Origin of the sequence: Pseudomonas sp. Irchel 3A7 (assembly GCF_900187565.1) — a bacterium.
In the GTDB taxonomy this organism is placed as follows: Bacteria; Pseudomonadota; Gammaproteobacteria; order Pseudomonadales; family Pseudomonadaceae; genus Aquipseudomonas.
Genome location: NZ_FYED01000011.1, coordinates 208,393 through 232,355, shown reverse-complemented (window position 1 = coordinate 232,355; position 23,963 = coordinate 208,393). Strand labels below are relative to the sequence as shown.

Annotated in this window: 24 protein-coding genes; 3 read left to right on the top strand and 21 right to left on the bottom strand. The window is 60.4% G+C overall.

Going from position 1 to position 23,963, the window contains the following annotated elements:
- Position 1 precedes the first annotated feature (1 nt).
- Together rpmF and CKW21_RS19490 are read right to left on the bottom strand one after the other, a co-directional pair.
- Entirely contained in the window at positions 2-184 is a 183-nt protein-coding gene (gene rpmF / locus CKW21_RS19495) for a 50S ribosomal protein L32 (protein WP_003179396.1), read from the bottom strand.
- A gap of 13 nt (positions 185-197) precedes the next feature.
- The gene (locus CKW21_RS19490; RefSeq protein ID WP_007942001.1) at positions 198-725 is read right to left on the bottom strand and encodes a YceD family protein; all 528 of its coding nucleotides are present in this window, start codon (positions 723-725) and stop codon (positions 198-200) included.
- 106 nt (positions 726-831) lie between these two features.
- On the opposite strand from CKW21_RS19490, the gene CKW21_RS19485 reads away from it, so the two are divergent.
- A complete protein-coding gene (locus CKW21_RS19485; RefSeq protein ID WP_095195567.1) occupies positions 832-1,410 on the top strand; it encodes a nucleoside triphosphate pyrophosphatase in 579 nt (192 codons plus the stop codon).
- Positions 1,411-1,504: 94 nt separating this feature from the next.
- Here the strand turns inward: CKW21_RS19485 and CKW21_RS19480 are convergent, their stop codons facing one another.
- Genes CKW21_RS19480 through rluC form a run of 3 tightly spaced genes read right to left on the bottom strand, consistent with a single transcriptional unit; the run spans position 1,505 to position 4,130 of the window.
- Complete coding sequence (locus CKW21_RS19480) at positions 1,505-2,494, bottom strand: S49 family peptidase (protein WP_095195566.1); 990 nt, start codon at positions 2,492-2,494, stop codon at positions 1,505-1,507.
- 24 nt (positions 2,495-2,518) lie between these two features.
- Positions 2,519-3,181 carry an HAD-IA family hydrolase gene (locus CKW21_RS19475; protein ID WP_095195565.1) on the bottom strand — a complete coding sequence of 221 codons (663 nt, stop codon included), beginning with the start codon at positions 3,179-3,181 and terminating at the stop codon, positions 2,519-2,521.
- Entirely contained in the window at positions 3,168-4,130 is a 963-nt protein-coding gene (rluC, locus tag CKW21_RS19470; RefSeq protein ID WP_095195564.1) for a 23S rRNA pseudouridine(955/2504/2580) synthase RluC, read from the bottom strand. The genes CKW21_RS19475 and rluC overlap by 14 nt, the downstream gene beginning before the upstream one ends.
- 702 nt (positions 4,131-4,832) lie before the next feature.
- Here rluC and rne point away from each other — a divergent pair.
- Complete coding sequence (gene rne / locus CKW21_RS19460; RefSeq protein ID WP_095195563.1) at positions 4,833-8,051, top strand: ribonuclease E; 3,219 nt, start codon at positions 4,833-4,835, stop codon at positions 8,049-8,051.
- A gap of 189 nt (positions 8,052-8,240) precedes the next feature.
- Here the strand turns inward: rne and CKW21_RS19455 are convergent, their stop codons facing one another.
- The 12 genes from CKW21_RS19455 to CKW21_RS19400 all read right to left on the bottom strand — a co-directional run bounded on the left by CKW21_RS19455 (position 8,241) and on the right by CKW21_RS19400 (position 19,762).
- Positions 8,241-8,831 carry an NTP transferase domain-containing protein gene (locus tag CKW21_RS19455; RefSeq protein WP_095195562.1) on the bottom strand — a complete coding sequence of 197 codons (591 nt, stop codon included), beginning with the start codon at positions 8,829-8,831 and terminating at the stop codon, positions 8,241-8,243.
- Positions 8,828-9,811, bottom strand: a complete 984-nt coding sequence (locus CKW21_RS19450; protein WP_095195561.1) for an XdhC family protein — start codon at positions 9,809-9,811, stop codon at positions 8,828-8,830. Before CKW21_RS19450 ends, CKW21_RS19455 begins: the two co-directional genes overlap by 4 nt.
- Positions 9,811-12,132 (bottom strand): xanthine dehydrogenase family protein molybdopterin-binding subunit, encoded by a 2,322-nt coding sequence (locus CKW21_RS19445; RefSeq protein ID WP_095195560.1) that lies wholly within the window; start codon positions 12,130-12,132, stop codon positions 9,811-9,813. The genes CKW21_RS19450 and CKW21_RS19445 overlap by 1 nt, the downstream gene beginning before the upstream one ends.
- Entirely contained in the window at positions 12,129-12,599 is a 471-nt protein-coding gene (locus CKW21_RS19440) for a (2Fe-2S)-binding protein (protein WP_095195559.1), read from the bottom strand. Before CKW21_RS19440 ends, CKW21_RS19445 begins: the two co-directional genes overlap by 4 nt.
- 319 nt (positions 12,600-12,918) lie before the next feature.
- On the bottom strand, positions 12,919-13,938 hold the full coding sequence (gene murB / locus CKW21_RS19435; RefSeq protein ID WP_095195558.1) for a UDP-N-acetylmuramate dehydrogenase: 1,020 nt from the start codon (positions 13,936-13,938) through the stop codon (positions 12,919-12,921).
- Positions 13,935-14,399 carry a low molecular weight protein-tyrosine-phosphatase gene (locus CKW21_RS19430; protein ID WP_095195557.1) on the bottom strand — a complete coding sequence of 155 codons (465 nt, stop codon included), beginning with the start codon at positions 14,397-14,399 and terminating at the stop codon, positions 13,935-13,937. Before CKW21_RS19430 ends, murB begins: the two co-directional genes overlap by 4 nt.
- Positions 14,399-15,163: a 3-deoxy-manno-octulosonate cytidylyltransferase gene (gene kdsB, locus CKW21_RS19425; RefSeq protein WP_095195556.1), complete on the bottom strand. Its 765-nt coding sequence runs from the start codon at positions 15,161-15,163 to the stop codon at positions 14,399-14,401. The genes CKW21_RS19430 and kdsB overlap by 1 nt, the downstream gene beginning before the upstream one ends.
- Positions 15,160-15,345 carry a Trm112 family protein gene (locus CKW21_RS19420; RefSeq protein ID WP_003179363.1) on the bottom strand — a complete coding sequence of 62 codons (186 nt, stop codon included), beginning with the start codon at positions 15,343-15,345 and terminating at the stop codon, positions 15,160-15,162. The genes kdsB and CKW21_RS19420 overlap by 4 nt, the downstream gene beginning before the upstream one ends.
- Positions 15,346-15,370: 25 nt before the next feature.
- Positions 15,371-16,381, bottom strand: coding sequence for a tetraacyldisaccharide 4'-kinase (lpxK, locus tag CKW21_RS19415; protein WP_095195555.1), 1,011 nt, complete (start codon positions 16,379-16,381; stop codon positions 15,371-15,373).
- Positions 16,381-16,809: a biopolymer transporter ExbD gene (locus tag CKW21_RS19410; protein ID WP_095195554.1), complete on the bottom strand. Its 429-nt coding sequence runs from the start codon at positions 16,807-16,809 to the stop codon at positions 16,381-16,383. Before CKW21_RS19410 ends, lpxK begins: the two co-directional genes overlap by 1 nt.
- Complete coding sequence (locus CKW21_RS19405) at positions 16,806-17,441, bottom strand: MotA/TolQ/ExbB proton channel family protein (protein ID WP_170948694.1); 636 nt, start codon at positions 17,439-17,441, stop codon at positions 16,806-16,808. Before CKW21_RS19405 ends, CKW21_RS19410 begins: the two co-directional genes overlap by 4 nt.
- A gap of 98 nt (positions 17,442-17,539) precedes the next feature.
- Complete coding sequence (locus CKW21_RS19400; RefSeq protein ID WP_095195553.1) at positions 17,540-19,762, bottom strand: DNA internalization-related competence protein ComEC/Rec2; 2,223 nt, start codon at positions 19,760-19,762, stop codon at positions 17,540-17,542.
- Between the two features lie 136 nt (positions 19,763-19,898).
- On the opposite strand from CKW21_RS19400, the gene CKW21_RS19395 reads away from it, so the two are divergent.
- Positions 19,899-20,414 (top strand): DUF2062 domain-containing protein, encoded by a 516-nt coding sequence (locus tag CKW21_RS19395; RefSeq protein WP_095195552.1) that lies wholly within the window; start codon positions 19,899-19,901, stop codon positions 20,412-20,414.
- 142 nt (positions 20,415-20,556) lie between these two features.
- On the opposite strand, the gene CKW21_RS19390 is transcribed toward CKW21_RS19395, so the two are convergent.
- From CKW21_RS19390 to CKW21_RS19375, 4 genes are all read right to left on the bottom strand, one after another.
- Positions 20,557-21,336, bottom strand: coding sequence for an ABC transporter permease (locus tag CKW21_RS19390; protein ID WP_095195551.1), 780 nt, complete (start codon positions 21,334-21,336; stop codon positions 20,557-20,559).
- Positions 21,333-22,265 (bottom strand): ABC transporter ATP-binding protein, encoded by a 933-nt coding sequence (locus tag CKW21_RS19385; RefSeq protein ID WP_095195550.1) that lies wholly within the window; start codon positions 22,263-22,265, stop codon positions 21,333-21,335. Before CKW21_RS19385 ends, CKW21_RS19390 begins: the two co-directional genes overlap by 4 nt.
- Before the next feature lie 133 nt (positions 22,266-22,398).
- Complete coding sequence (locus tag CKW21_RS19380) at positions 22,399-23,022, bottom strand: glutathione S-transferase family protein (RefSeq protein WP_095195549.1); 624 nt, start codon at positions 23,020-23,022, stop codon at positions 22,399-22,401.
- Between the two features lie 43 nt (positions 23,023-23,065).
- Positions 23,066-23,725 (bottom strand): transglutaminase family protein, encoded by a 660-nt coding sequence (locus CKW21_RS19375; RefSeq protein WP_095195548.1) that lies wholly within the window; start codon positions 23,723-23,725, stop codon positions 23,066-23,068.
- Between the last annotated feature and the right edge of the window lie 238 nt (positions 23,726-23,963).

Below are 23,963 nucleotides of genomic sequence, written 5' to 3'. Positions count from 1 at the left end.
ATTACTCGTCAGCGCCCTTGTCGATCACTTTACGGCCACGGTATACGCCTTCTGGCGATACGTGGTGACGCAGGTGAACTTCACCAGTGGTTTTTTCTACAGACAGGGTGCTAGCCTCGAGAGCGTCGTGCGAACGGCGCATGTCACGGGCAGAGCGGGATTTTTTGTTCTGCTGAACAGCCATAATTGATTAACTCCTAAACGTTTGGGTCACGCTTTAACTGCGCCAATACACTGAACGGGTTGGACCGCGTTACCTCGTCCTCGCTCGGTTCGGGCTCATCTGCTCCCGCCGGCTGCTGGCATTCTTCCGGATGATGAGCAGGCACAATGGGCAAGGCGAGCAGAAGCTCCTCCTCGATCAGTGACTGCAGATCCAATGGATCTTCGCCCAGTTCCAGCACGTCATAACCTTTCGGCAACGACTGGGTATTCGCACCCTCCTTCACCACAGCATAACTGCATTCGCTATGGATCGGCAGGGTGACCAGCTCAAGACAACGCTGGCAAACCATTTTGACTTCAGTGTCGATAAAGCTGTGGATGACCACAGATTTACGTTCATCTCGTTCAAAAACGAATTTAGCCTGCACCGTACCGACATTGTCGGAAAGCGGGTCGCAGAGTCTCTCCAAATCGGCCAGCAGCATTTCACCTTGAAGGGTGGTGCCACGGTCAGCCAATTTGCGCGGGTCAACGTGAGGTGGAATCGGGTCATTCAACATAGGCGCAGCATTATAGGGATGCACCCGCCCATGTCAAAGGAAATTCAGCCCTGTCCGTCACTTGCAAGCCTCCGCTAGAATCCTCGCCTGCCCTCTGGAGATACCCATGCTGCCTTTATTACTCGCTTCCGGCTCGCTCTATCGCCGGGAATTGCTGGCCCGCCTGCAACTGCCGTTCACCTGCAGTTCGCCGGATATCGACGAAAGTCATCGCCCGGGCGAGTCCGCCGTTGATCTGGTCAAACGCCTCGCCGAGGAAAAAGCACGAGCACTGGCCGGCAACCATGACGCCCATCTGATCATCGGCTCCGACCAGGTCGCCGTGCTCGGCGACAGGATCATCGGCAAACCCCACACCTTCGAAAAGGCCCGTGAGCAGCTGCTGGCCTCCAGCGGCGCCAGTGTCACCTTCCTGACCGGCCTGGCCTTGCTCAACAGCCGGACCGGCCACTGCCAGGTCGACTGCATTCCCTTCACCGTGCACATGCGCACACTCGACACCGCACGCGTCGAGCGCTATCTGCACGCAGAACAACCCTACGATTGCGCTGGCAGCTTCAAGGCGGAAGGCCTGGGGGTAAGCCTGTTCCAGAGCACTGAAGGCCCTGATGCCACCAGCCTCGTCGGCCTGCCGCTGATCCGCCTCGTAGACATGCTATTGATCGAAGGCGTGCAAATCCCCTGAAAAGCAAAAGATCGCAGCCTTCGGCAGCTCCTACGATGGACGCGAATCCCTGTAGGAGCTGCCGCAGGCTGCGATCTTTTCTGCAACCGGACCGTTAACGCAACGATGGACCGTTAAACCCCATCCACAACGCCAAATGCTCAGCCACGCTGGCTCCGAGCTTTTTCGAGAAGCGATCGAACGGCGACTCCTGAACAGTGAAGTCCACCAGCTCTTTTTCGCCGATGACATCCCGCGCAACATAACTGGCATTGCCCAGACCATCGATCAGCCCCAGCGGCAACGCCTGTTCGCCGGACCAGACCAGCCCGGAGAACAGCTCGGGATGCTCCTTGTCCTTCAGGCGTTCGCCACGACCCTGCTTGACGCTGTTGATGAACTGCTTATGGGTCGTATCCAGCACCCCTTGCCAGAAGGCGGTTTCTTCAGGCTTCTGTGGCTGGAACGGATCGAGAAACGATTTGTGCTCGCCGGAATTATAGGTACGACGCTCGACCCCCAGCTTCTCCATGGTACCGACAAAACCGTAACCGGCCGCCGTCACACCGATAGAGCCCACCAGGCTCGCCTTGTCGGCATAGATCTGATCAGCTGCACTGGCAATGTAATAGGCACCCGAAGCGCCGAGATCGGAAATTACCGCGTACAACTTGGTATCGGGATGCAATCCACGCAGACGGCGGATTTCGTCATAGACATAACCCGACTGCACCGGACTGCCACCCGGACTGTTGATACGCAGAATGACGCCCTTGACCTTCTCGTCATCAAAAGCAGCCCGCAAACTGCCAACGATGTTGTCCGCGCTGGCCGGTTCCTTGTCGGCGATCATGCCGTTCACGTCGATCAGCGCGGTGTAGTTGCCGCTGCGTGCAGCCACTTTTTCCATGTCCATCAACGGCGAGAACAGCGCCAGTGCAATAAACAGGTACACAAAGGTCAGCAGCTTGAAGAAAATCCCCCAGCGACGAGACCGGCGCTGTTCCTGCACACCGGCCAGCAGTGTCTTTTCCAGCAGCTTCCAGCTCTTTTCGTCACCGTTCTCTGCGCTCGCCTTGGCGGGCGCTTTCCATTCGTCGGCCATACCATCTACCCCAGCAAAAACCTATTAAGCCCGCTGACTGAGCCAGGCATGCAATTCTGAAAAGCGATCAATGGCCAGCCGCGGCTCGAACAACTTCAGCGCATCGATCGACTGGGCGCCATAGCTGACAGCCACCGAGTCCATGCCGGCATTGCGCGCCATCTGCAAATCGAAGGACGAGTCGCCGACCATCAACGCCTGCTCCGGGCGAACGTCGCAATGGGCAAGGATCTGTTCAAGCATCAGCGGATGTGGCTTGCTGGCAGTCTCGTCGGCCGCGCGAGTGATGTCGAAGTAACCTTCCCAGCCGTGGGATTTCAGCACCCGGTCCAGCCCACGACGCGCCTTGCCGGTCGCGACAGCCAGATGATAACCCTCGGTTCGAAACGCTTCGAGCGACTCGACTACACCCTCGAACAACGGCGAAGGCACTGCCTCTGACGCGATGTAATGATCCGCATAGTGCTGACGAAACGCCACCAGCTCTGCATCACCAATTTCGGGATACAACGTTCGGATCGCCTCCGGCAACCCCAGGCCGATGATGCCCTTGACGGCGAAATCATCACGCAACGGGAAACCGGATCGTTCGGATGCCACGTGCATCGCTTCGACAATCCGACCAATGGAATCGGCCAACGTGCCATCCCAATCGAAGACCAGCAGTTTGTAATCAGATGGGTGCACTCAGGCGCTCCACGGTTTTTGCCCACATTTCATCGACAGGCGCCTGAAGCTTCAGCTCGCCACCATCGGGCAGCGGCACGGTCAGCATGTAGGCGTGCAGAAACAGCCGCTTACCACCCAGATCACGGATTTCCTTGCTGAAATCGTCATCGCCGTACTTGGTGTCGCCGGCGATGCAGTGCCCGGCGTGCAGGGTATGGACGCGAATCTGGTGGGTTCGACCGGTGATCGGCTTGGCCTCGATCATGGTGGCAAAGTCGCCAAAGCGACGCAGGACCTTGAACACGGTCACAGACTCCTTGCCCTCCTCCTCGTCGACCTCGACCATACGCTCACCGGAGCGCAGATTGCTCTTGCCCAGCGGCGCGCGGACCTGTTTGATCGAAGAAGCCCAATTACCACGAACCAGCGCCATGTAGCGCTTATCGACGCCATCGCCGCGCAGCGCTGTGTGCAAGTGACGCAGCATGCTGCGTTTTTTGGCAATCATCAGCAGGCCGGAGGTGTCCCGATCCAGGCGATGGACCAGTTCAAGCTCCTTGGCGTCAGGGCGCAACTGGCGGAAGGCTTCGATCACGCCGAAGCTCAGGCCGCTGCCGCCATGGACCGCGATCCCGGCGGGCTTGTTGATCACGATCAGCGCCTTGTCTTCATAGACAATCGAGGCTTCGAGCCGCTGCAACAGCCCTTGGGCCAGGGGCACCGGCTCGTCACGCTCAGGCACGCGAACCGGCGGCACGCGCACGATATCGCCCGCTTGCAGCTTGTATTCGGGCTTGATCCGGCCCTTGTTCACACGCACTTCGCCTTTGCGCAAAATGCGGTAAATCAAGGTCTTGGGCACGCCTTTGAGCCGAGCGAGAAGGAAGTTATCAATACGTTGGCCGGCATATTCCGGCGAGACCTCAAGCAGTTGTACGCCTGGAGTCGAGGGGGCAGTAGTCGTCATGGCGCGGATGATATCAATTTTTTATGGAATTGAAGCACTTAATCATTACTGCTATAGTCGCGAACGCCGCCAAAAGCGGCCTGGACAGCGGACCAACGGTCAAAAACCGGCCCTGACCAACGCAATTCACCAGGACGCGAGGCCGTCCTACGGGGCTTTAGCTACGTAACGGTGGAGTTTGCAGGTGTAACGAGCGCAGGTGACATGAGGCCTGAATCACGCCGCAAAGCAGAGTTTTTCACTCGCCACGCGAGCCATATTCACGGCCAGTTCACAAAGTGCAGTCAGCTGCGAATGACCCCGAGCGAACGCTTCGGAAACAAACGCCTAAATTAGCCATGATGCGTGACCTCCCCTTTCGGAGCTCACGGTAAATGCCAACCCGCTGCGGATTCTGCGCGCGGCAGCACCCGAATTATCAGGGATACGTGTAGGGTGGAGATGCACAACCGCTGGACTGTGTAGCAATAGGCTTTATCAAGACGCTTCATCTCGTCCACAGCCGCCGGTTGATTCCTCCTCCTGACTGAGTGCTTAAGTAGCCACAGCAAGCAGGACGCGTACGTCGCGATGCAGGCCCACATTGGCCGGACATCGCTGGACACGGGAATGGCCAACCACTCCCGACGCACCTGACACCGACCGTGAGAAGTCGTGTGTGCCGAACGCCGTTTCCGGCAGCCCGGAAACCGACGGTACTACATGAAAAGAATGCTGATTAACGCAACTCAACCTGAAGAGTTGCGTGTTGCACTGGTAGATGGCCAGCGCCTCTACGACCTGGACATCGAATCCGGTGCACGCGAGCAGAAGAAGGCCAACATCTATAAAGGCCGGATTACTCGCATCGAACCAAGCCTTGAAGCTGCCTTTGTCGATTTTGGCTCTGAGCGCCACGGCTTCCTGCCCCTCAAAGAAATCTCCCGCGAATACTTCAAGAAGGCCCCCGAAGGCCGCGTCAATATCAAGGACGTCCTGAGCGAAGGCCAGGAAGTCATCGTGCAGGTCGAAAAAGAAGAGCGTGGCAACAAGGGCGCTGCCCTGACCACCTTCATCAGCCTGGCCGGTCGTTACCTGGTACTGATGCCGAACAACCCGCGTGCCGGCGGTATTTCCCGTCGCATCGAAGGTGAAGAGCGTAATGAACTGCGTGAAGCCCTGAACGGTCTGGTTGCCCCGGCCGACATGGGTCTGATCGTGCGCACTGCCGGCCTGGGCCGCAGCAGCGAAGAAATGCAGTGGGACCTCGATTACCTGCTGCAACTCTGGACCGCCATCAAAGAAGCGTCGCTGGATCGTTCCGCGCCATTCCTGATCTACCAGGAAAGCAACGTGATCATCCGCGCCATCCGCGATTACCTGCGCCAGGACATCGGCGAAGTGCTGATCGACAGCGTCGAAGCCCAGGACGAAGCCCTGACCTTCATTCGCCAGGTCATGCCGCAGTACGCCAGCAAGATCAAGCTGTACGAAGACAGCGTTCCACTGTTCAACCGCTTCCAGATCGAAAGCCAGATCGAGACCGCCTTCCAGCGCGTCGTCGAACTGCCTTCCGGCGGCTCCATCGTGATCGATCCGACCGAAGCCCTGGTGTCCATCGACATCAACTCGGCGCGCGCCACCAAAGGCAGCGACATCGAAGAAACCGCCCTGCAGACCAACCTTGAAGCCGCCGAAGAAATCGCCCGTCAGTTGCGCCTGCGCGACATCGGCGGCCTGATCGTCATCGACTTCATCGACATGACCCCAGCCAAGAACCAGCGCGCCGTGGAAGAGAAAGTCCGCGAATGCCTGGAAGCCGACCGCGCTCGCGTGCAAGTCGGCCGTATCTCGCGCTTCGGCCTGCTGGAAATGTCCCGTCAGCGCCTGCGTCCATCCCTGGGTGAAAGCAGTGGCATCGTTTGCCCTCGCTGCAGCGGCACCGGCATCATCCGTGACGTTGAATCGCTGTCGCTGGCGATCCTGCGCCTGATAGAAGAAGAAGCCCTGAAAGACCGCACTGCCGAAGTGCGCGCCCAGGTGCCGATCCCGGTCGCAGCATTCCTGCTCAACGAAAAACGCAACTCGATCACCAAGATCGAACTGCGCACCCGTGCCCGCATCGTCATTCTGCCGAACGATCACCTCGAAACGCCGCACTTCGAAGTTCAGCGCCTGCGCGATGACAGCCCGGAAGCTGCCACCAACCAGTCCAGCTACGAAATCGCCGCTGCCGCTGCCGAAGTGGAAGAAGTCCAGCCAGCCGCTGCGACCCGCACCCTGGTTCGCCAGGAAGCCGCGGTCAAGACGGCTCCGGCCCGCGCCAACGCTCCGGTTCCAACCGAAGTCGTCGCTCCGGTTGCTGCACCGGTCGCCGCACCAGAGCCAAGCCTGTTCAAAGGCCTGGTGAAGTCGCTGGTCAGCCTGTTCGCCACCAAGGAAGAGCCTGCCGCTCCGGTCGTGGTTGAAAAACCGGCTGCCGAGCGCCCTGCCCGCAACGAAGAGCGCCGCAACGGTCGTCAGCAGAGCCGCAACCGTAACGGTCGCCGCGATGAAGAACGCAAGCCTCGCGAGGAACGTGCACCGCGTGAAGAACGCGCACCACGTGAACCACGCGAAGAGCGTCAGCCACGCGAAGCCCGCGAAGAAACCCCGGCGGTAGCTCGCGAAGAACGCGCACCTCGCGCGCCCCGTGAAGAACGTGCACCGCGTGCTCCGCGTGAAGACCGCAAGCCACGTGGCGAGCGTGAAGAGCGTGTACGTGAACTGCGCGAGCCTCTGGATGCCGCTCCGGCCGCCGCTGCTACCGCTGAAGAACGTCCGGCCCGTCAGCCACGGGAAGAGCGCGCTCCACGCCCACCGCGTGAAGAACGTCAACCGCGCGCCGAGCAAGCCGCTGCTGCCGTTGCCGAAGAAGAGCTGCCAACCAACGAAGAGCAACTGCAGGAAGAAGGTCAGGACGGCGCCGAAGGCGATCGCCCACGCCGCCGCTCCCGTGGCCAGCGTCGTCGCAGCAACCGTCGCGAGCGTCAGCGTGATGCCAACGGCAATGTGATCGAAGGTTCGGATGACTCCGAGTCCGGCGAAAGCAGCGAAGCGCCAAGCACTGCCGATCTGGCCGCCGGCCTGGCTGTTACCGCAGCCGTTGCCAGCACCGTGATCAGCGCTCCGGCCGAAGCACAGGCCAACGAGCAAGCCGAACGCGCCACTGCCGCCACCCTGGAGACAGCTCCGGTCGAAGCGCCAGTCGTTGAAGCGACAACACCGGTCGAAACCACCGCATCGCCGGAAGTCGAATTGGCACCCGCGCCTGAGGCACAGCCAGTAGTTGAAGCTGCCGCCGAGCCTGCCATCGTCGCCGAAGCGCCTGCCGTGATTGCAGAACCTGTGGTCGAAGCTGTAACCGAAACCGTGACCGAAACCGTTCGTGAAGTTCGCGAAGAGCAAACCGCGTTCAACTGGGTTGCCGAGCCAACTGTAGCCGAGGCACCAGCACCGGCACCAGCCGCTGAAGCCGAAGTGGCTGAGGCCATGATCTCCGAGCCAGTGGTTGCCGCTGCCGAACCTGCTCCTGCAGTTGAAGCACCGGTTGTTGCCGAAGCGCCTGCTGCAGTGGTCGAAGCCGCGCCTGTCAGCGCCCTGACGCCAAGCGGTCGTGCGCCGAACGACCCGCGTGAAGTGCGTCGTCGCAAGCGTGAAGCCGAGCGCCTGCAGAAGGAAGCCGAACTGGCTGCCGCTGCTGCTTCGGTTGAAGCGGTTGTCGCTGAAGAACCGGCGCCAGGAGCTGCTGAAGTCGTCGAGGCAGCGCCTGCCCCGGTTGCCGAGGTCGCTGCCGAGCCAGCTGAATCCGTGATCCACGAAGCCCCGCGCTCCGTGCAGGAAGCAGTAGAGCAACACGAACAGGCCCAGGAAAAAGAGCACGAGCCTAAACCGCTCGTCTGATTCCGTCGGCCACTAAAAAGCCCCGCCTGGTGAACCCAGGCGGGGCTTTTTTCATGTCTGCTGTAAAACAGGTAAACCGCGTTATCGTTCATCGCGGGCAAGCACCGCTCCCACAGGTCTTGCGTCGTTCAATGATTATGCAAGCGACACAAGACCTGTGGGAGCGTGGCTTGCCCGCGAAGCGATCTATCAGACAAAGACCAGCTTTTCAGGCACATCCACATCCCACAACACACCGGGATCATCCACCGTTACTTCAACCACCCGACCCTGCGCAAACAATGCCTTGGCCCCGCGGTCACCGGATAATGCCATCAACCCCGGACCAAAGTTGCGACCAAACCCCACGGGATGTCCGAATTCGCCCTCCTGCACCGGCACACTGATGCAATCATCGACAACTTGCGCCACGACCTGCCCAATGCTGGACGGCAGGATAAACGGCATATCCCCCAGCACCATCAACCAGCCATTGAGCTGCGCACACGCCGCCACCCCTGCCGCAATGCTGTCACCCATTCCGGTCGACTCGACCAGCACGATCTCGCAGCCATAGGCCTTGGCCATACGGATGACTTGCGGGCGATCCGCGGTGGTCACCAATACACGCCTGTCCAGTTCAGCCGGCAAATTCACCAGCACCTGCTCGATCACCGAACGGACAGCGTCATCAAGCCCCGTACAGTCCGCCAGCAACTTGTCCTTTTCATCGCCTGCAACCTGCCGAAACCGGCTGCCCTGCCCCGCTGCCAGAACGATGACACCGATAGGTTCGCTCATGCGCCCTCCCGCAACGGCTTTTTCTGTTTCAGCTCCACGCCATTCTTGATCGCCACAATCTCGGCCATCAGCGACAAAGCGATTTCCGCCGGGCTATGGCTGCCAATGTGCAGGCCAATCGGACCGTGCAGCCGTTCGATGGACTGCTGCGACAAGCCTAGTTGAGCCAGATTATCCCGACGTTTCTGGCTGTTGACCCGCGAGCCCAGCGCGCCGACATAAAAAGCCCTGGAGTCGAGGGCCGTGAGCAGCGCCATGTCATCCAGACGCGGGTCGTGGGTCAAAGCGACGATGGCCGTGCGTTCGTCGGTCTGAATATTCAGCACAGCCTCGTCGGGCATGCCCGAGACAAACCGGCCGTGCTGTTCTTCCCAGCCGTAGACAAATTCGCTGCGCGGATCGCAGATCAGCACTTCGAAATCCAGAAGCCGCGCCATCTCGGCGACATAACGGGACAGCTGCCCCGCACCGATCAGCAACAAGCGCCAGCGCGGGCCATAGATCGCACGCAGGGTCTGCCCGTCAAACACCAACGCATCCGTTTTGCTGGCTGGCTGCAGAACAACTTCCCCGCTTGCGATATCAAGCGAACGCGCCACGATTTCATGGGCCTCGCAGCGCATCAGTAACTCGGCGACCCATGCCGGGTCGCCTACGCGCTCTTCGGTCAGACGCAATGTGCCACCGCATGGCAAACCAAAACGCGCTGCCTCCTCGCGGGTCACGCCGTAGGTGATCAGTTGCACCGGAGGCCCATCGGCCGGAATTCGGCCGTCGTGCAACCGCGCAATCAGGTCATCCTCTACGCAGCCACCGGACACCGAACCAATCACCACGCCATCTTCACGCAACGCCAGCATGGCGCCAGGCGCCCGGGGTGCAGTACCCCAGGTCTGGACCACGCTGTACAACACCACCCGCTGACCGGCGCGACGCCACTCCAGCACGCTGCGCAGGACGTTCAGATCGACGCTGTCCATCAGGCTCCCGCCTTATTCCAGCCCTGCAGCTGGTAACGAACCGGCAGGTCGCGGATACGTTTACCCGTGGCGGCGAATATCGCGTTGCACAGTGCCGGGGCAATCGGCGGCACACCCGGCTCGCCGACACCGCCCAACGGCACGGTGCCCGGCGGTGTGACCAGATGCACGGTGACTTCCTTCGGCGCCAGCGACATGCGCGCCACTTCGTACATGTGGAAGTTGTCCTGCTGGACCTTGCCGTCCTTGAAACTGATCTCACCCAACACCGCGTTGCCCAGGCCCATGACACAGGCACCTTCGAATTGCGCGCGAATCCGCTCGGGGTTGATCTGCGGCCCGCAGTCCACGGCGATATCAGCCTTGTGCACGATCAACGTGCCATCGTCTTTGACTTCGACCTCGATTACCGCCGCCACGTAGGTCACGAAGCTGTAATGCACCGCCAGACCCAGGCCCCGGCCCTTCGGCACCTCGCGCCCCCAACCGGCGGCTTTGGCGGCGGTTTCCAGCACCGTACGCAACCGCGCAGTGTCGATCGGATAACGCTCGGGCGATTCGCCGTAGTTCCACTCTTCACTCAAGGTACGTGGATCGATCTGCCGATCAGGGCCGAGCAGCTTGATCTGGTACTTGAGCGGGTCTTCCTTGGCCTTGTGCGCCAATTCGTCGATAAAGCTCTGAATGGCAAAGCCATGAGGAATGTTCGACACCGAGCGGTACCAGCCCACGCGGGTATGGACGGTCGCCTCGGGGTTTTCCAGGCGGATGTTGGGAATCGCATAAGCCATGTTGGTGAAACCCATGCCCAACTCGAAAGCCGCCTCGTGATTCATGCCCGGTGCGAACAACGCAGTGATGCTCGGCGCCACCGTACGGTGCAACCAGCCGGACGGCAGGCCATCCTTGTTAAGGCTGGCCTTGAGGTGTTCGACCGACACCGTGTGGAAGTAGGAGCAATGGATGTCGTCTTCACGGGTCCATTGCACCCGCACCGCCTTGCCAGGGAATTCCTTGGCCAGGATGGCCGCTTCGATGATGAAGTCAGGCTTGGACTTGCGACCAAAACCACCGCCAAGCAAGGTGACATTGAAGGTGACCTTGTCGAATGGCACGCCCAGGCGTTCGCCAATCCGTTCGCGGGTGACTTGCGGCGCCTGGCTCGGCCCCCAGGCTTCGCACACGCCATCGTTGTAACGGGCGATGGCGACCATTGGCTCCATCGGCGACTGTGACAAATGCGGCAGGTAGTAGGATGCTTCCAGCGTACTGTCGGCGCTTTTCATGGCTTCGTCGATGTTGCCGGTGTTGCGCACCACTTTGCCGGGTTTCAGGGACGCGGCTTCCAGCGCCTTGCGGTAAGCAATGGAGTCGTAGCTGGCGTTGGGACCGTCATCCCATTCGATTTTCAATGCCTCGCGGCCCTTGATCGCCGCCCAGGTATTGTTCGCCACCACAGCGACGCCGCCCAGCGGTTGAAACTCCGATGGCAGCGGTCGGCTCTCGATCTGCACGACCTTGACCACGCCAGGGACCTTCATTGCCGCCGCGGCATCGAAACTCTTGACCTTGCCGCCATACACCGCCGGCCGGGCAATCGTGGCGAACAGCATGCCGTCGAAATGCACGTCGGCGCCATACACGGCGCGACCGTTGACGATGTCGTCACCGTCGATGGCCTTGGTACCTTCCTTGCCGATGTAGCGGAATTCCGATGGCTCCTTGAGCCTCAGGCTGTCACGCGCCGGTACGGCCAAGGCACTGGCAGCAGCGGCCAGGGCGCCATACTCCAGCTCGCGTCCGGAAGGTTTGTGGATGACTTTATGCAGTTGCGCATGGCATTCGCCCACTGGCACTTTCCAGTGGTCGGCAGCGGCCTGTTCCAGCATGGTCCGCGCGGCGGCACCACAACGGCGCATCGGCTCGAACCAGTGGCGCATACTGCGCGAACCGTCGGTGTCCTGGTTGCCGAAGCGTATCTCGTCGCCCGGCGCCTGCTTCACTTTGACCCGCGCCCAGTCGGCTTCCAGTTCATCGGCCACGACCATGGTCAGACTGGTACGAACGCCCTGGCCCATTTCCGAGCGGTTGCAAACCACAGTCACCGTGCCATCAGTGGCGATGCTGACGTAAACCTTGGGATCATCGATCCAGCCATTGGGCATGCCGTCGGCGCCGAATTTCTTCTCTTTTTCTTCGGCAAAAACGTCTTGCCAGCCCCAGCTCGCAGCGACCACCAGGGCACCAGTAGCACCCACACCCTTGAGGAAACCACGGCGGCTGAGGTTGCTCAGGGCAAAATCATTCGGTAACCGGCTCATGCCTTGGCCTCCTTCAGGTGAGTAGATGCCTGGCGGATGGCGGTCTTGATACGGTTGTAAGTGCCGCACCGGCAGATGTTGCCGACCATCGCCTCTTCGATCTGTTCATCACTCGGGTTCGGATTCGTCTTGAGCAGCGCGGTGGCGGACATGATTTGCCCACCCTGGCAGTAACCGCACTGGGCCACGGCGGTATCAAGCCAGGCTTGCTGCACGACTTTGCCCACCGGGTCGGCGTGCAGATTATCGATGGTGGTGATGTTCTGCCCGACAACCGAACCGATCGGCGTGATGCAGCTACGCGCCGGAGCGCCTTCGATATGAATGGTACAGGCACCGCACAGGCCCATGCCGCAGCCGAACTTGGTGCCGTTGTAACCGGCCACGTCACGGATTGCCCAGAGCAGCGGCATGTCCTCGGTGACGTCGAGTTGATGGTCTTGACCATTGAGCTTCAGGGTAATCATGGGCACGCCCGCATAGTATTGGGTTATGGGGTCGAGCAATCTGCCGCCGGAAATCGGCGGTTGGCATCACGCAGATCGACTCAGGCTAAAGGGGCTCTCTTATGCCGACGGGGACGTCTGCACCGGGCCTTTGGTGGAACAAATGCATTGCATCGTTAGCTCGCTAAGTTAACGCAGCATTAACAAAAAAGCCCTGCTGAGACAGGGCTTTTTAGCTGCAAGCTTTAAGCTGCAAGCTTCAAGTAGAAGCAATGCAGCAAAGCTCGATATCTAGAGATTGTAGCTTGCCGCTTGAAGCTTGAAGGTTGCCACTGCTCCTCTAATACCGGTTCGGCTCCATTTCCAGCTCGACATGGAAACGTTCAGAAATGTCTTTCTGGATACGCTGCGCCAGGTCGAGTAATTGCAACCCCGTCGCGCTGCCGTAATTGACCAGCACCAGCGCCTGCAATTTGTGCACACCCGCATCGGCTTCGCGGAAACCTTTCCAGCCTGCCCGCTCGATCAGCCAGCCGGCGGCCAGCTTCATCTGCCCGTCCGGTTGCGCGTAAGCCACCAGATCCGGGTATTCGCCTTTGAGCCGGGCTACCAGCGCCGCCGACACCAAGGGGTTCTTGAAGAAACTGCCGGCGTTGCCGAGCACCGCAGGGTCCGGGAGCTTTTCGTTGCGAATGCTGCAAATGGCCTGGCTGACATCGGTGGGGGTCGGGTGTTCGATACCTTGGTCGGTCAGGCGTTGACGCACCGGGCCGTATTCCAGATGCAGGTGTGCGGTGCGATCAAGGGCGAAACGCACGCGCAGGATCAACCAGCGCCCCGGTTCCTGTTTGAACAGGCTGTCACGGTAGGCGAAGTTGCATTCTTCCAGGGTGAAGTCACGCAACTCACCGTTCTGGCGATCGAGGGCGGTCAGGCCGGCGAAAACATCCTTGATCTCTACCCCATAGGCGCCAATGTTCTGCATCGGGGCTGCACCTACGGTGCCGGGAATCAGGCTGAGGTTTTCCAGTCCCGACAGTCCATGCACCAGCGTGTGTTGCACAAACGGGTGCCAGGGTTCGCCCGCCTCGGCTTCAATCACCACTTTGCTGCCGTCGTCGCTCAGTACGCGAATCCCGCGTGTGGCCATGCGCAGCACCAGCGACGGGATATCGGCCGTCAGCAGCAAATTGCTACCACCGCCAATCACCAGCAGCGGCACCTCATGCGCCTGTGCGTAGGCCAGGGCTTCCCGCACGTCGGCGTCGCTATGGGCCTCGGCAAACAGGCGGGCCTGAACGTCCACGCCAAAACTGTTGTACGGTTTGAGCGAAACCTGCGATTGCACCTGCAAACTCATAACCGTCCCTTCAGTTCGATCACCAGCCGATCGCTGGCACGCTCGATCAAGTCCAGCACCTGCTCGAAACCCTGGTCGCCGTCGTAATACGGGTCAGGGACTTCATCGACTTCAGATTCATAGCGGCGCAGGAACAGGTCCAGCTCGGCCTTGCCCTTGGCCGGCTGCAAGGCCTTCAGGTTGCGCAGGTTGCTGTTGTCCATCGCCAGGATCAGGTCGTACGCAGCGAAATCGGCGCGAGTGACTTGCTGGGCGCGCTGGGCCGACAAGTCATAGCCACGCAGCTTGGCCGCGGCCTGGCTGCGCCTGTCCGGCGCCTTGCCGACGTGCCAGTCACCGGTGCCGGCGGAGGCGACTTCGACTTGATCGGCCAGCCCCGCCTCATGCAGTTTGTGGCGCAACACACCTTCGGCGGTGGGTGAGCGGCAGATGTTGCCCAGGCAGACAAACAGAACCCGCATCAGGCCTCCAGCAGGCGACGTACGCGCTCAAGGTCTTCAACGGTGTCGACACCGGCCGGCGGCGCGATGAGTGCGTCGGCGACGTGAATCCGTACGCCATGCCAGAGTGCCCGCAATTGTTCCAGGCATTCGGTGTTTTCCAGCCAGCACGGTCCCCAGCTGACGAAGTCATGCAGGAAACCGGCGCGATAGGCATAGATGCCGATGTGGCGACGGTAAGGCACGCCCTGCGGCAACTGTTCACGGCTCTGGGCAAAGGCATCCCGCGCCCATGGCAACGTGGCGCGGCTGAAGGTCAGTGCCAGGCCATTGATGTCGCTGACGACCTTGACCACATTGGGATTGAACAGGGTTTCAACGTCTTCGATCGGCTCGCCCAGGGTGGCCATGCGCGCTTCAGTGTAGGCCGCCAGGTTGGCGGCGACCTGATCGATCACGCTCGGCGGGATCAACGGTTCGTCACCCTGGACATTAACCACGATGGCGTCTGGCGCCAGGCCCAGTTTCGTCGCGACTTCCGCCAGGCGATCGGTGCCGGAATTGTGATCCTCGCGGGTCATCACCACTTCGGCTCCAAACTCGATGCAGGCCGCGCGGATGCGTGCATCGTCAGTCGCCACCACCACGCGCTGGGCGCTGCTTTTGCTCGCCTGTTCCCAGACGTGCTGGATCATCGGTTTGCCGGCGATCAACAGCAGCGGCTTGCCCGGCAAGCGGGTGGAGGCGTAACGCGACGGAATGACAACGGTAAAGGCTGTGGTCATTTATCCAGACGCTCGTCGGTGGTCAAGGTGCGGGCTTCGGATTCGAGCATCACCGGGATACCGTCGCGAATCGGGTACGCGAGACCTGCGCCCTTGCTGATCAGTTCGGTCTTGTCGGCGCTGAGCTTGAGCGGTCCTTTGCAGACCGGGCAAGCGAGGATGTCGAGCAATTTGGTGTCCATGAACATTCCCTGGATAAATACGGTTTTAAGGCAACAGACGAGCCGGCAACAGGCGCATCAACTGTGTATCGAACCAGGCCACGAAAGCCGGCGACGGCACAGCATCGACCGCCAGGTACCACCAGTCGGCGGCGGCGAAGGCACGGCACTTCACCGCGTCCTTTTCGGTCATCACCAACGGCAATGACGGGGTGAAATTCAAGGCCTGCACGCTGTATTCGGCGTGGTCGGCGAATGCATGCGGGACTGGCTGCCAGTGTAGCGTTTCGAGGGTCTTGAAGAAACGCTGCGGGTTGCCAATCCCCGCCACGGCGTGCAGCGCCTGGCCTGGGGCAAAGTGGTCGAGAGGACGCCGTTCGCCGCTGCGCAGATTGATCAGTAAGGTCGGTTGTAACTGGAAGGCATAGCCGCCCTCGCGGTCATCTGTAGCACCGTTGTAGAGCACCGCGTCGACGCTTTGCAGACGTTCGGCCGGTTCGCGCAATGGCCCGGCCGGCAAGCAACGCTGGTTGCCCAGACCACGGGCGGCGTCGATCAACACCAGTTCCAGATCGCGAGCCAGGCGGTAATGCTGCATGCCGTCATCAGAGAGGATAAGGTCCAGTGGCTCGCTGGCCAGCAAGGCTTTGACGGCGCGGCTGCGGTCCGGGTCGATCATCAAGGGCACACCCGTGCGCTGAACGATCAACAGCGGTTCGTCGCCGGACATTCCTGCGCTTTGATCTGCCTCGACCCGCCACGGCAAGTGCGGGGGTTTGGCGCCGTAACCGCGACTGACGACGCCGACCCGCAAGCCGCTGCGCTGGCAATGCTGGATCATCCACAAAATCAGCGGCGTCTTGCCGGTGCCGCCGACAGTGATGTTGCCGACAACGATCAACGGCACAGGCGGCTGATAGATTTCTCCCTCACCCGCCAGGAAACGCTTGCGCTTGTTGTTGACCACGCGCCGGTAGAGCCACTCCAGTGGCTGTAACAACTTTAAGGCCGGATGACCTCGATACCAGGCGGTGAGCAGACGATCGGACATGGCCATCAGGGCGCGGACGGCGCCGCCTCGACTGTGGTCATGCGCAAGTGGTTGAAGCCAAGCTTGCCGGCGGCATCCATGGCGATGATCACAGACTGATGCTGGGATTTGCCATCGGCGCTGATGGACAGCGGCCGATTGGTATCGCCGTTGGATTCTTTCTGCAGGGCTTCCATCAAGCTGGCCAGATCGCTTTTCGGCAAGATCTGGTTGTTCACCGAGAACACACCGTCGGCACTGATGGCGATGTCCAGTTGTTTGGTCTGGTCTTCAGCCGGCGATCCGCTGACCGCTTCCGGCAAATCAACGCGCAACTGGGTTTCACGGGTAAATGTCGTGGTCACCACGAAAAACAGCAGCAGGATAAACACCACGTCGATCAGCGACGCGAGGTTGATGTCCACGTTCTCCCGTTGCTTGCGGCGGAATTTCACGCTTTGCCCCCAGCGAGATCCACATCTCGGTCGCCCTGAACGACTTCGACCAACTTGATCGCTTCCTGCTCCATGCCCACGACCAGTTCATCGATCCGGCGTTGCAGGAAACGGTGGAAGAACACCGAAGGGATACCGACCATCAGGCCCGCGGCCGTGGTGATCAGCGCCTTGGAGATACCCCCGGCCAGTACGGAGGCATTGGTGGTCATGCCCGTGCCCATGAACGCGCTGAAAATGTCGATCATGCCCAGCACCGTACCCAGCAAGCCCAGCAGCGGCGCCATGGCGGCAATGGTGCCCAGGGCATTGATGTAGCGTTCCAGTTCGTGGATGACCCGTGCGGCAGCCTCTTCGATGCACTCCTTCATGATCTCGCGACCATGCCTGGAGTTGGCCAGGCCCGCCGCCAGGATCTCGCCCAGCGGTGAGTTGGCGCGCAATTCCTTGAGCTTCTCTTTATTGAGTTGCTTGTCCTTGATCCAGACCCAGACCTGCCCAAGCAAGTGCTCGGGGGTCACGCGGCTGGCACGCAGGGTCCAGAGACGCTCGGCAACGATCGCCATGGCCGCGATGGAACTCAGGATGATCGGCAGCATCATCCAGCCGCCGGATTTGACCAATTCCCACACAGTGTCAGTCCCCTCGAAAAAGTGCGCCACTCTAACATAGGGGCTGGACGCACCGAAGACCGTGATGTCGCATCCGGTCGGGCTTTCATGATCCGCGGTCACTGCGCAGAGCGCCAGAAACGCGGTTCCTGGCGCATCGACCACGGCGGTTTGAAGTGCCCCAGTGCCAGACGGATGGCACCCTGCTCGGCGCTGTCATGGATCGTCATGTCGCGGGCTCGATAACGCGCAATGACGGTGGGATGGGGATGACCGAAGGAGTTTCCCTGGCCGCGGGATATCAGTGCCGCCTTGGGTTGCAACACGGCGAGCAGGGCCATCGATGACGAACTGCGACTGCCGTGGTGCGGTGACTGCAACCAATCGGTGGTCACGGCCAGCGGACTGTCGAGCAGGACGCGTTCGGCCGCAGCGTCGATATCACCGGTCAGCAGCAATCGCTCGCCATTGGCTTCGATCTGCAGCACGCAGGATTTTGGATTGCTTTCCCGGGCATCCGCCCATCGCCAGAGTTCAAAATTCACACCGTCCCAGGTCCATTGCCGACCGCTCTCGCATTCCCCGGCTTGCAGTTCCGCCGGCAACGCCTCGGGTTCGCCACTGATCACCTGCTTCACCGGCAGTCCCTTGGCGACAGCACGCGCGCCACCGGCATGGTCGGCGTGGGCGTGGCTGATCAGCATCAGGTCGAGACCGTCCACGCCCAATTTGCGCAGCGTCGGCAGAACGACGCGCTCGCCCAGGTCGTTATCACCCAAACGCGGCCCGGCGTCATAGAGCAGCGCATGATGGCGGGTACGCACCAGGATGGACAACCCCTGCCCCACATCCAGCTGCCAGATTTCGGCCATGCCTTCAGGCAGATTGGATTGGGGCGGAAAAACCAGCAATAGCAGCAAAGGCCAGCCCAACGGCCGCAGCGGAACGCCTCGCGGCAGCAAGAGCAGGAACGCACCGAGTGCCCCCATGGTCCATGCCCACCAGGGAACCGCCACGGGTATCCACGCGGGAACCTGCCCGGCCATCAACGCCAGGCCCTGGAATAGCCAGTCGATCAGTCCTCCAGCCAGCCACAGCATGCCCTCCCCCACATGAGGCACGGGTAGCAGCAGGGTTCCGAGCAAGGCAGGCGGTAGCACCAGCGCGCTGATCCAGGGCACGGCCAGCAGATTGACGAGCGGCCCGCTGAGGCTGATCGGCAACCCCAACACCAGCAATAACGGCGCCAGGCCAATGGCGATCAGCCATTGGGCGCGGGTCCAGGTTTGCCACCATCGCCAGGGACCCAGGCGACCGCCGAAGGTGAAAATCAGTACCGCCACCGCCCCGAACGACAACCAGAACCCCGGTTGCAGACTGGCCAGCGGGTCCAGTGATAGAACACCATTGAGCGCCAGCAATAGTGGCCACCAGGCGCCGAGATGACGAAATCGCAGGCGCCATAACAGCACCAGGCCGACCATCAGGCAGGCACGGCGCACCGGCACCTCGAAACCGGCCAACAACCCGTAACCGAGGGCGGCCGCGAATGCCAGGCCGCAAGCCCAGGGCAGCCACGGCAGACGGTTTGGCCACAGCCCATAGCGGGCAAGCCCGGCGATCAGCATATAGACCAGGCCCGCCAGCAACCCGATGTGTTGCCCGGAAATCACCAACAAATGCACGGTGCCGGTGTCCTGCAACACCTGCCAGTCTTCGCGACTGAGCCCGGTACCATCCCCCAGTACCAGCGCCGCCAGCGCGCCCGTTCGCCCTTGAGCATCTACTGCCTGTAATTTCTGACGAATGCCATCACGCCAGGCCCCTCGCGCCTCGGCGAGTCGCTCACCGTCTTTGACCGTCCCGGTCGCGCCGATACCACGCGCCAGCAACCAGGCCTCGTAATCGAAAGCATGGGGATTGAGCAGCCCGGCGGGACGCTTCAACTTGACCGCCAACCGCCAGCGCTCGCCGCTGTTGACAGGCGGTCCGTCATACCAGGCCAGGCGCATGAGCTGTGGCACTTTTGCGCGCCGTGACCGGGCGTCGGCCAGTTCGAAACGCACGACGCCCTCGCCGTGCTGGGGCAGTCCCGCTACCCGCCCTTCGATCCAACGTGTTTCGCCATCAAGCTTCGGTGCCAGCCGATCATCCAGCGCCCATTGCGCCTGTGCACAGGCCCAACTCAAACCGAACAGGAAAAACGCCACGGGGTACGTCCTGAACGGCAACAACATCAAACCCACCACCGGCATCAACAACCACAACCCGACCGGCGGCAACGCCGGTAAAAAACGCAGGGCCAGCAAACCCAGCGCCAACGCCACCATCCCTGTGCGCATACGCCCGTCCTAGAGAGTTCCGTCTCTAGTCATAGCGGTTCGACTGCACGGCCGTCGTTATCAATTGTCACAAAGTCTGAATGGGCGGTTCATAGAATCCAGACATACTTGCCGCCTTAATCGACCGAGAAGCCCTATGCCCCGGCGCTTATTCAAACGTTACATGCCAGATCCGACCAGCATCAGGGAACACAAATCCTTACGCTTTCTCGGCACGCTGCTGCATGACCCGAACCTCTGGCACCTCAACCGCCATTCCGTCGCCCGAGCGATGGCCGTCGGTCTGTTCGCGGCGTTCCTGCCGATTCCGCTGCAGATGCTGCTCGCCGCCATCCTCGCCATCGTCGTGCGCGGCAACATGCCGATTGCCGTCAGCCTGGTCTGGCTGACCAATCCGATCACCATGCCCGCTGTTTTCTTTTGCACCTATCAGACCGGCGCCTGGCTGATGGACGTTCCCGCCCGCCATCTGCCGGACGAATTGACCTGGGAATGGATCAGCGGCGAACTCTCGACCTTGTGGCAGCCGTTCCTGCTGGGCTCGGTGGTGACAGGACTGGTGCTCGGTGCGTTGGCCTATTGTCTGGTGATGATGTATTGGCGCTGGTGGGTCGCGCGGCAGTGGAAACGGCGCCGGCAGAGTCGGATGTAAGAATGCAAAACGGCCTCCGATTGGGAGGCCGTTTTTTTGTGGCATCTGGAATGACGCCTTCGCGAGCAGGCTCGCTCCCACAAGAGCACATGGATACCTGCAGGAGCTAGGCTTGCCCGCGAAGAAGGCAACGCCGTATTGCTTAGGTACGCATCCCCCGCCCACTCACCAACAACCGTGCACAACCAAAATACAGAATCACCGTCGCCACCAACATGAACGCAATCGCCACGCTGATCCGGATATCGGAAACACCGAGGATCCCGTAACGAAACGCATTGACCATGTGCAACACAGGGTTGGCCAGGGACACGGTCTGCCAGAACGGCGGCAGCAGCGAGATCGAATAAAACACCCCGCCCAAATACGTCAAAGGCGTGAGCACGAATGTCGGAATGATCGAGATGTCATCGAAGTTGCGCGCAAACACCGCGTTGATGAAACCCAGCAGCGAGAAGATCGTTGCCGTCAGTACCACCACCAGAATGGTCACGCCCAGGTGATGAACCTGCAAGTCGGTGAAGAACAGCGACAGCAACGTCACGATGATCCCGACCATCAATCCACGCAGCACGCCACCGAGGGTGTAGCCGACCAGAATGGTGTGCGGAGAAACCGGCGACACCATCAATTCTTCAATGGACCGCTGGAACTTGCTGCCAAAGAAACTCGACACCACGTTGCCGTAGGAGTTGGTGATCACCGACATCATGATCAGCCCCGGCACGATGTACTCCATGTAGGTGAAGCCACCCATGTCGCCAATCTGCCGACCGATCAGGTTACCGAAGATCACGAAGTACAGAACCATGGTGATGGCCGGCGGCAGCAGAGTCTGCGGCCAGATCCGGGTAAAGCGCCGGACTTCACGGTAAACGATGGTGTTGAGGGCAACGAGGTTGGGGCGCAGCTCGGAACTCATACCGCCACCTTCGACAGATTTTTCTCCACCAGGGACACGAACAACTCCTCAAGGCGATTGGTTTTGTTACGCAGGCTCAGCACCTCGATGTTCTGCTGGGCAAGCTGGGTGAACAGCGCGGTGATGCCCATGCTTTTGTCGACCTGCACTTCCAGGGTGTGACCATCGAGCAACCGTGATGGATAGCCGATCAGTTGCGGCGGCGCGCTCAGACTGCTCTTCAAATCCAGCAGGAAGGTTTCGACATGCAACTGGCCGAGCAACTGCTTCATGCTGGTGTTTTCGACGATGGTGCCGTGGTCGATGATGCCGATGTTGCGGCACAGCTGTTCAGCCTCTTCCAGGTAGTGCGTGGTGAGGATGATGGTGATGCCTTTTTTGTTCAGCTCGGTGAGGAAGCTCCACATCGAGCGACGCAGTTCGATGTCCACCCCGGCGGTCGGTTCGTCGAGGATCAGCAGGCGCGGTTCGTGAACCAGCGCGCGGGCGATCATCAATCGACGCTTCATGCCGCCGGACAGCGAACGCGACGGAACATCGCGCTTGTCCCAAAGGCCGAGTTGCGTCAGGTATTGCTCGGCGCGCTCCTTGGCGACTTTCGATGGAATGCCGTAGTAACCGGCCTGGGTCACGACGATGTCGAAGGTTTTTTCAAACTGATTGAAGTTGAATTCCTGGGGCACCACGCCGATGGATCGCTTGAGCGCCGCCGGGTTCTTGTCCAGGTCGTGACCGAAGATATTCACCGTGCCGCTGGTCTTGTTCACCAGGGTCGAGAGAATGCCGATGGTCGTGGATTTGCCGGCGCCGTTCGGGCCGAGCAAGGCGAAGAAGTCACCTTCGGCGACATCCAGATCGATACCACTCAAGGCCTGGAAACCGTTGCCGTAGGTTTTGGTTAGCTGCCGGATGGACAGAGCGGAACTCATATCGGATTTACGCACCAAGAAGGAAAGAAAGGAATAAATAGGGGCGAGCGGCGATCAACACAACCACAGCGCATTGGCACAATGGTGCTTGTCGCCGCCACACAAGTACAGTCAAGTGTGTCGATAGTGAGTATTAAGTCAACGCGGTCATGACCGCCTTGCGATACGCCGGACGCTGTTTCAACCGAGCGTACCAGACCTCCAGATGGGGTTGCGGCGCGCGCTCGATCGGCATCTCGAACCAGGCATAAATAAAACTGCCCAGGGGAATGTCACCCATGCCGATCTGTTCACCGGACAGGTAGGGACTGGCCGCCAATGCCTGATCGGCCATTGTCAGCAGCGCGTCGCACTCCTTGATCGCAGCCTTGATGGCGGTCCAGTCCTGTTGATCTGCCGGGGTGCGCAGGACACCCCAGAATACGGTGCGGAAGGGACCTGCAAAACTGGAGGTGGTCCAGTCCATCCACTTGTCAGCGGTGGCTCGTGCTTGCAGATCCGACGGGTACCACGGGGTATTCGCGGCATGCCTGGCCAACAGGTATCGAACGATGGCGTTGGACTCCCACAACACGAAACCATCGTCTTCGATCACCGGAACACGGCCATTGGGGTTCATGGCACGGTACTCAGGCGTATCGACGACACCAAAAGCGCCGCCCGCATCGATGGCTTCATAGGCCAGTCCTAGTTCCTCGGCGGCCCACAAAGGCTTTCTGACATTCGATGAATTTTTCCGACCCCAGATCTTCAGCATGACCGCCTCTCGATTGATGAATGCGCAGGCAGCATACGCCGGATCAGGCGCGACTCAAATCACTCTGCATGTCCCCCAGTAGAGGTTGCAGTTGCTCGCCGAACAAGTGTGGATAGCACTTGCGCAGATGCTCGAAGAAGAACGCTTCGGGCACGTCCGTGAACTGGCCGTGATCGATCAGGTACTCCATAAGTTTCTCGCCATCGCGATTGAAAGGATGGAAAACGCTATCGTTGATTGCGTCGAACTCCAGCGGCGCGACATTGAATAAATCGCACAAGCCTTGATTGAACGCTGGCGTGGCCTTGACCCAGCGACCGTTCAGAAACAACTCGGTGTAGCCGTGCATGGCGAACACGTCGCTCTTGAGCAATTCGAGCAGACGCGGCGTCGACAAATGATTGCGCACGTCCGCCAGGCCGATCCGCGCAGGTATCGCGCAATGTCGCGCACAGCCCGCTAGCAGTGTGGCTTTGGGCACGCAATAACTCTCCCCGGTCACCAGCGCGTAACTGCCTCGCAGGGTCTGCGGATCGAGGCTGAAGGTGTACGGGTTATAGCGCACCGCCTCACGCACTGCGTAGTAGAGATGTATCGCCTGCTCGATCGGGTCGCGACGGGGGCCACGATGTTTTTCGGCGAACTCCACCACCGAGGGGTGGTCACTATCGATGAAGCGGCCGGGGCTTAGATACTCGTGCATGCGGGCAATCTCCTGGAGAAGCCCCGAGTCTAGCGAGAGGTTCAGCACAGAGATAACGACGTTTCGGCCAAATATGGACGCTTTGTCGCCCGCTCGATGAACGATTTTTCACGGTCTGCCGCGCATCAGGCCTACAAAATCATCCATGGTTTCCCACGTTTTCAATCACCTTGCTCTGACCACCCTGTTTCGCGGATGCCGTCTAAGCTCTGTGGGTTGGTTCGCCCTGGTTTCACGG

What these genes read in the sequence shown, in the direction of transcription:
- rpmF (WP_003179396.1), bottom strand. Translation starts at nt 184, where the DNA reads ATGGCTGTTCAGCAGAACAAAAAATCCCGCTCTGCCCGTGACATGCGC.
- CKW21_RS19490 (WP_007942001.1), bottom strand. Translation starts at nt 725, where the DNA reads ATGTTGAATGACCCGATTCCACCTCACGTTGACCCGCGCAAATTGGCT.
- CKW21_RS19485 (WP_095195567.1), top strand. Translation starts at nt 832, where the DNA reads ATGCTGCCTTTATTACTCGCTTCCGGCTCGCTCTATCGCCGGGAATTG.
- CKW21_RS19480 (WP_095195566.1), bottom strand. Translation starts at nt 2,494, where the DNA reads ATGGCCGACGAATGGAAAGCGCCCGCCAAGGCGAGCGCAGAGAACGGT.
- rluC (WP_095195564.1), bottom strand. Translation starts at nt 4,130, where the DNA reads ATGACGACTACTGCCCCCTCGACTCCAGGCGTACAACTGCTTGAGGTC.
- rne (WP_095195563.1), top strand. Translation starts at nt 4,833, where the DNA reads ATGAAAAGAATGCTGATTAACGCAACTCAACCTGAAGAGTTGCGTGTT.
- CKW21_RS19455 (WP_095195562.1), bottom strand. Translation starts at nt 8,831, where the DNA reads ATGAGCGAACCTATCGGTGTCATCGTTCTGGCAGCGGGGCAGGGCAGC.
- CKW21_RS19450 (WP_095195561.1), bottom strand. Translation starts at nt 9,811, where the DNA reads ATGGACAGCGTCGATCTGAACGTCCTGCGCAGCGTGCTGGAGTGGCGT.
- CKW21_RS19445 (WP_095195560.1), bottom strand. Translation starts at nt 12,132, where the DNA reads ATGAGCCGGTTACCGAATGATTTTGCCCTGAGCAACCTCAGCCGCCGT.
- CKW21_RS19440 (WP_095195559.1), bottom strand. Translation starts at nt 12,599, where the DNA reads ATGATTACCCTGAAGCTCAATGGTCAAGACCATCAACTCGACGTCACC.
- murB (WP_095195558.1), bottom strand. Translation starts at nt 13,938, where the DNA reads ATGAGTTTGCAGGTGCAATCGCAGGTTTCGCTCAAACCGTACAACAGT.
- CKW21_RS19430 (WP_095195557.1), bottom strand. Translation starts at nt 14,399, where the DNA reads ATGCGGGTTCTGTTTGTCTGCCTGGGCAACATCTGCCGCTCACCCACC.
- kdsB (WP_095195556.1), bottom strand. Translation starts at nt 15,163, where the DNA reads ATGACCACAGCCTTTACCGTTGTCATTCCGTCGCGTTACGCCTCCACC.
- CKW21_RS19420 (WP_003179363.1), bottom strand. Translation starts at nt 15,345, where the DNA reads ATGGACACCAAATTGCTCGACATCCTCGCTTGCCCGGTCTGCAAAGGA.
- lpxK (WP_095195555.1), bottom strand. Translation starts at nt 16,381, where the DNA reads ATGGCCATGTCCGATCGTCTGCTCACCGCCTGGTATCGAGGTCATCCG.
- CKW21_RS19400 (WP_095195553.1), bottom strand. Translation starts at nt 19,762, where the DNA reads ATGCGCACAGGGATGGTGGCGTTGGCGCTGGGTTTGCTGGCCCTGCGT.
- CKW21_RS19395 (WP_095195552.1), top strand. Translation starts at nt 19,899, where the DNA reads ATGCCCCGGCGCTTATTCAAACGTTACATGCCAGATCCGACCAGCATC.
- CKW21_RS19390 (WP_095195551.1), bottom strand. Translation starts at nt 21,336, where the DNA reads ATGAGTTCCGAGCTGCGCCCCAACCTCGTTGCCCTCAACACCATCGTT.
- CKW21_RS19385 (WP_095195550.1), bottom strand. Translation starts at nt 22,265, where the DNA reads ATGAGTTCCGCTCTGTCCATCCGGCAGCTAACCAAAACCTACGGCAAC.
- CKW21_RS19380 (WP_095195549.1), bottom strand. Translation starts at nt 23,022, where the DNA reads ATGCTGAAGATCTGGGGTCGGAAAAATTCATCGAATGTCAGAAAGCCT.
- CKW21_RS19375 (WP_095195548.1), bottom strand. Translation starts at nt 23,725, where the DNA reads ATGCACGAGTATCTAAGCCCCGGCCGCTTCATCGATAGTGACCACCCC.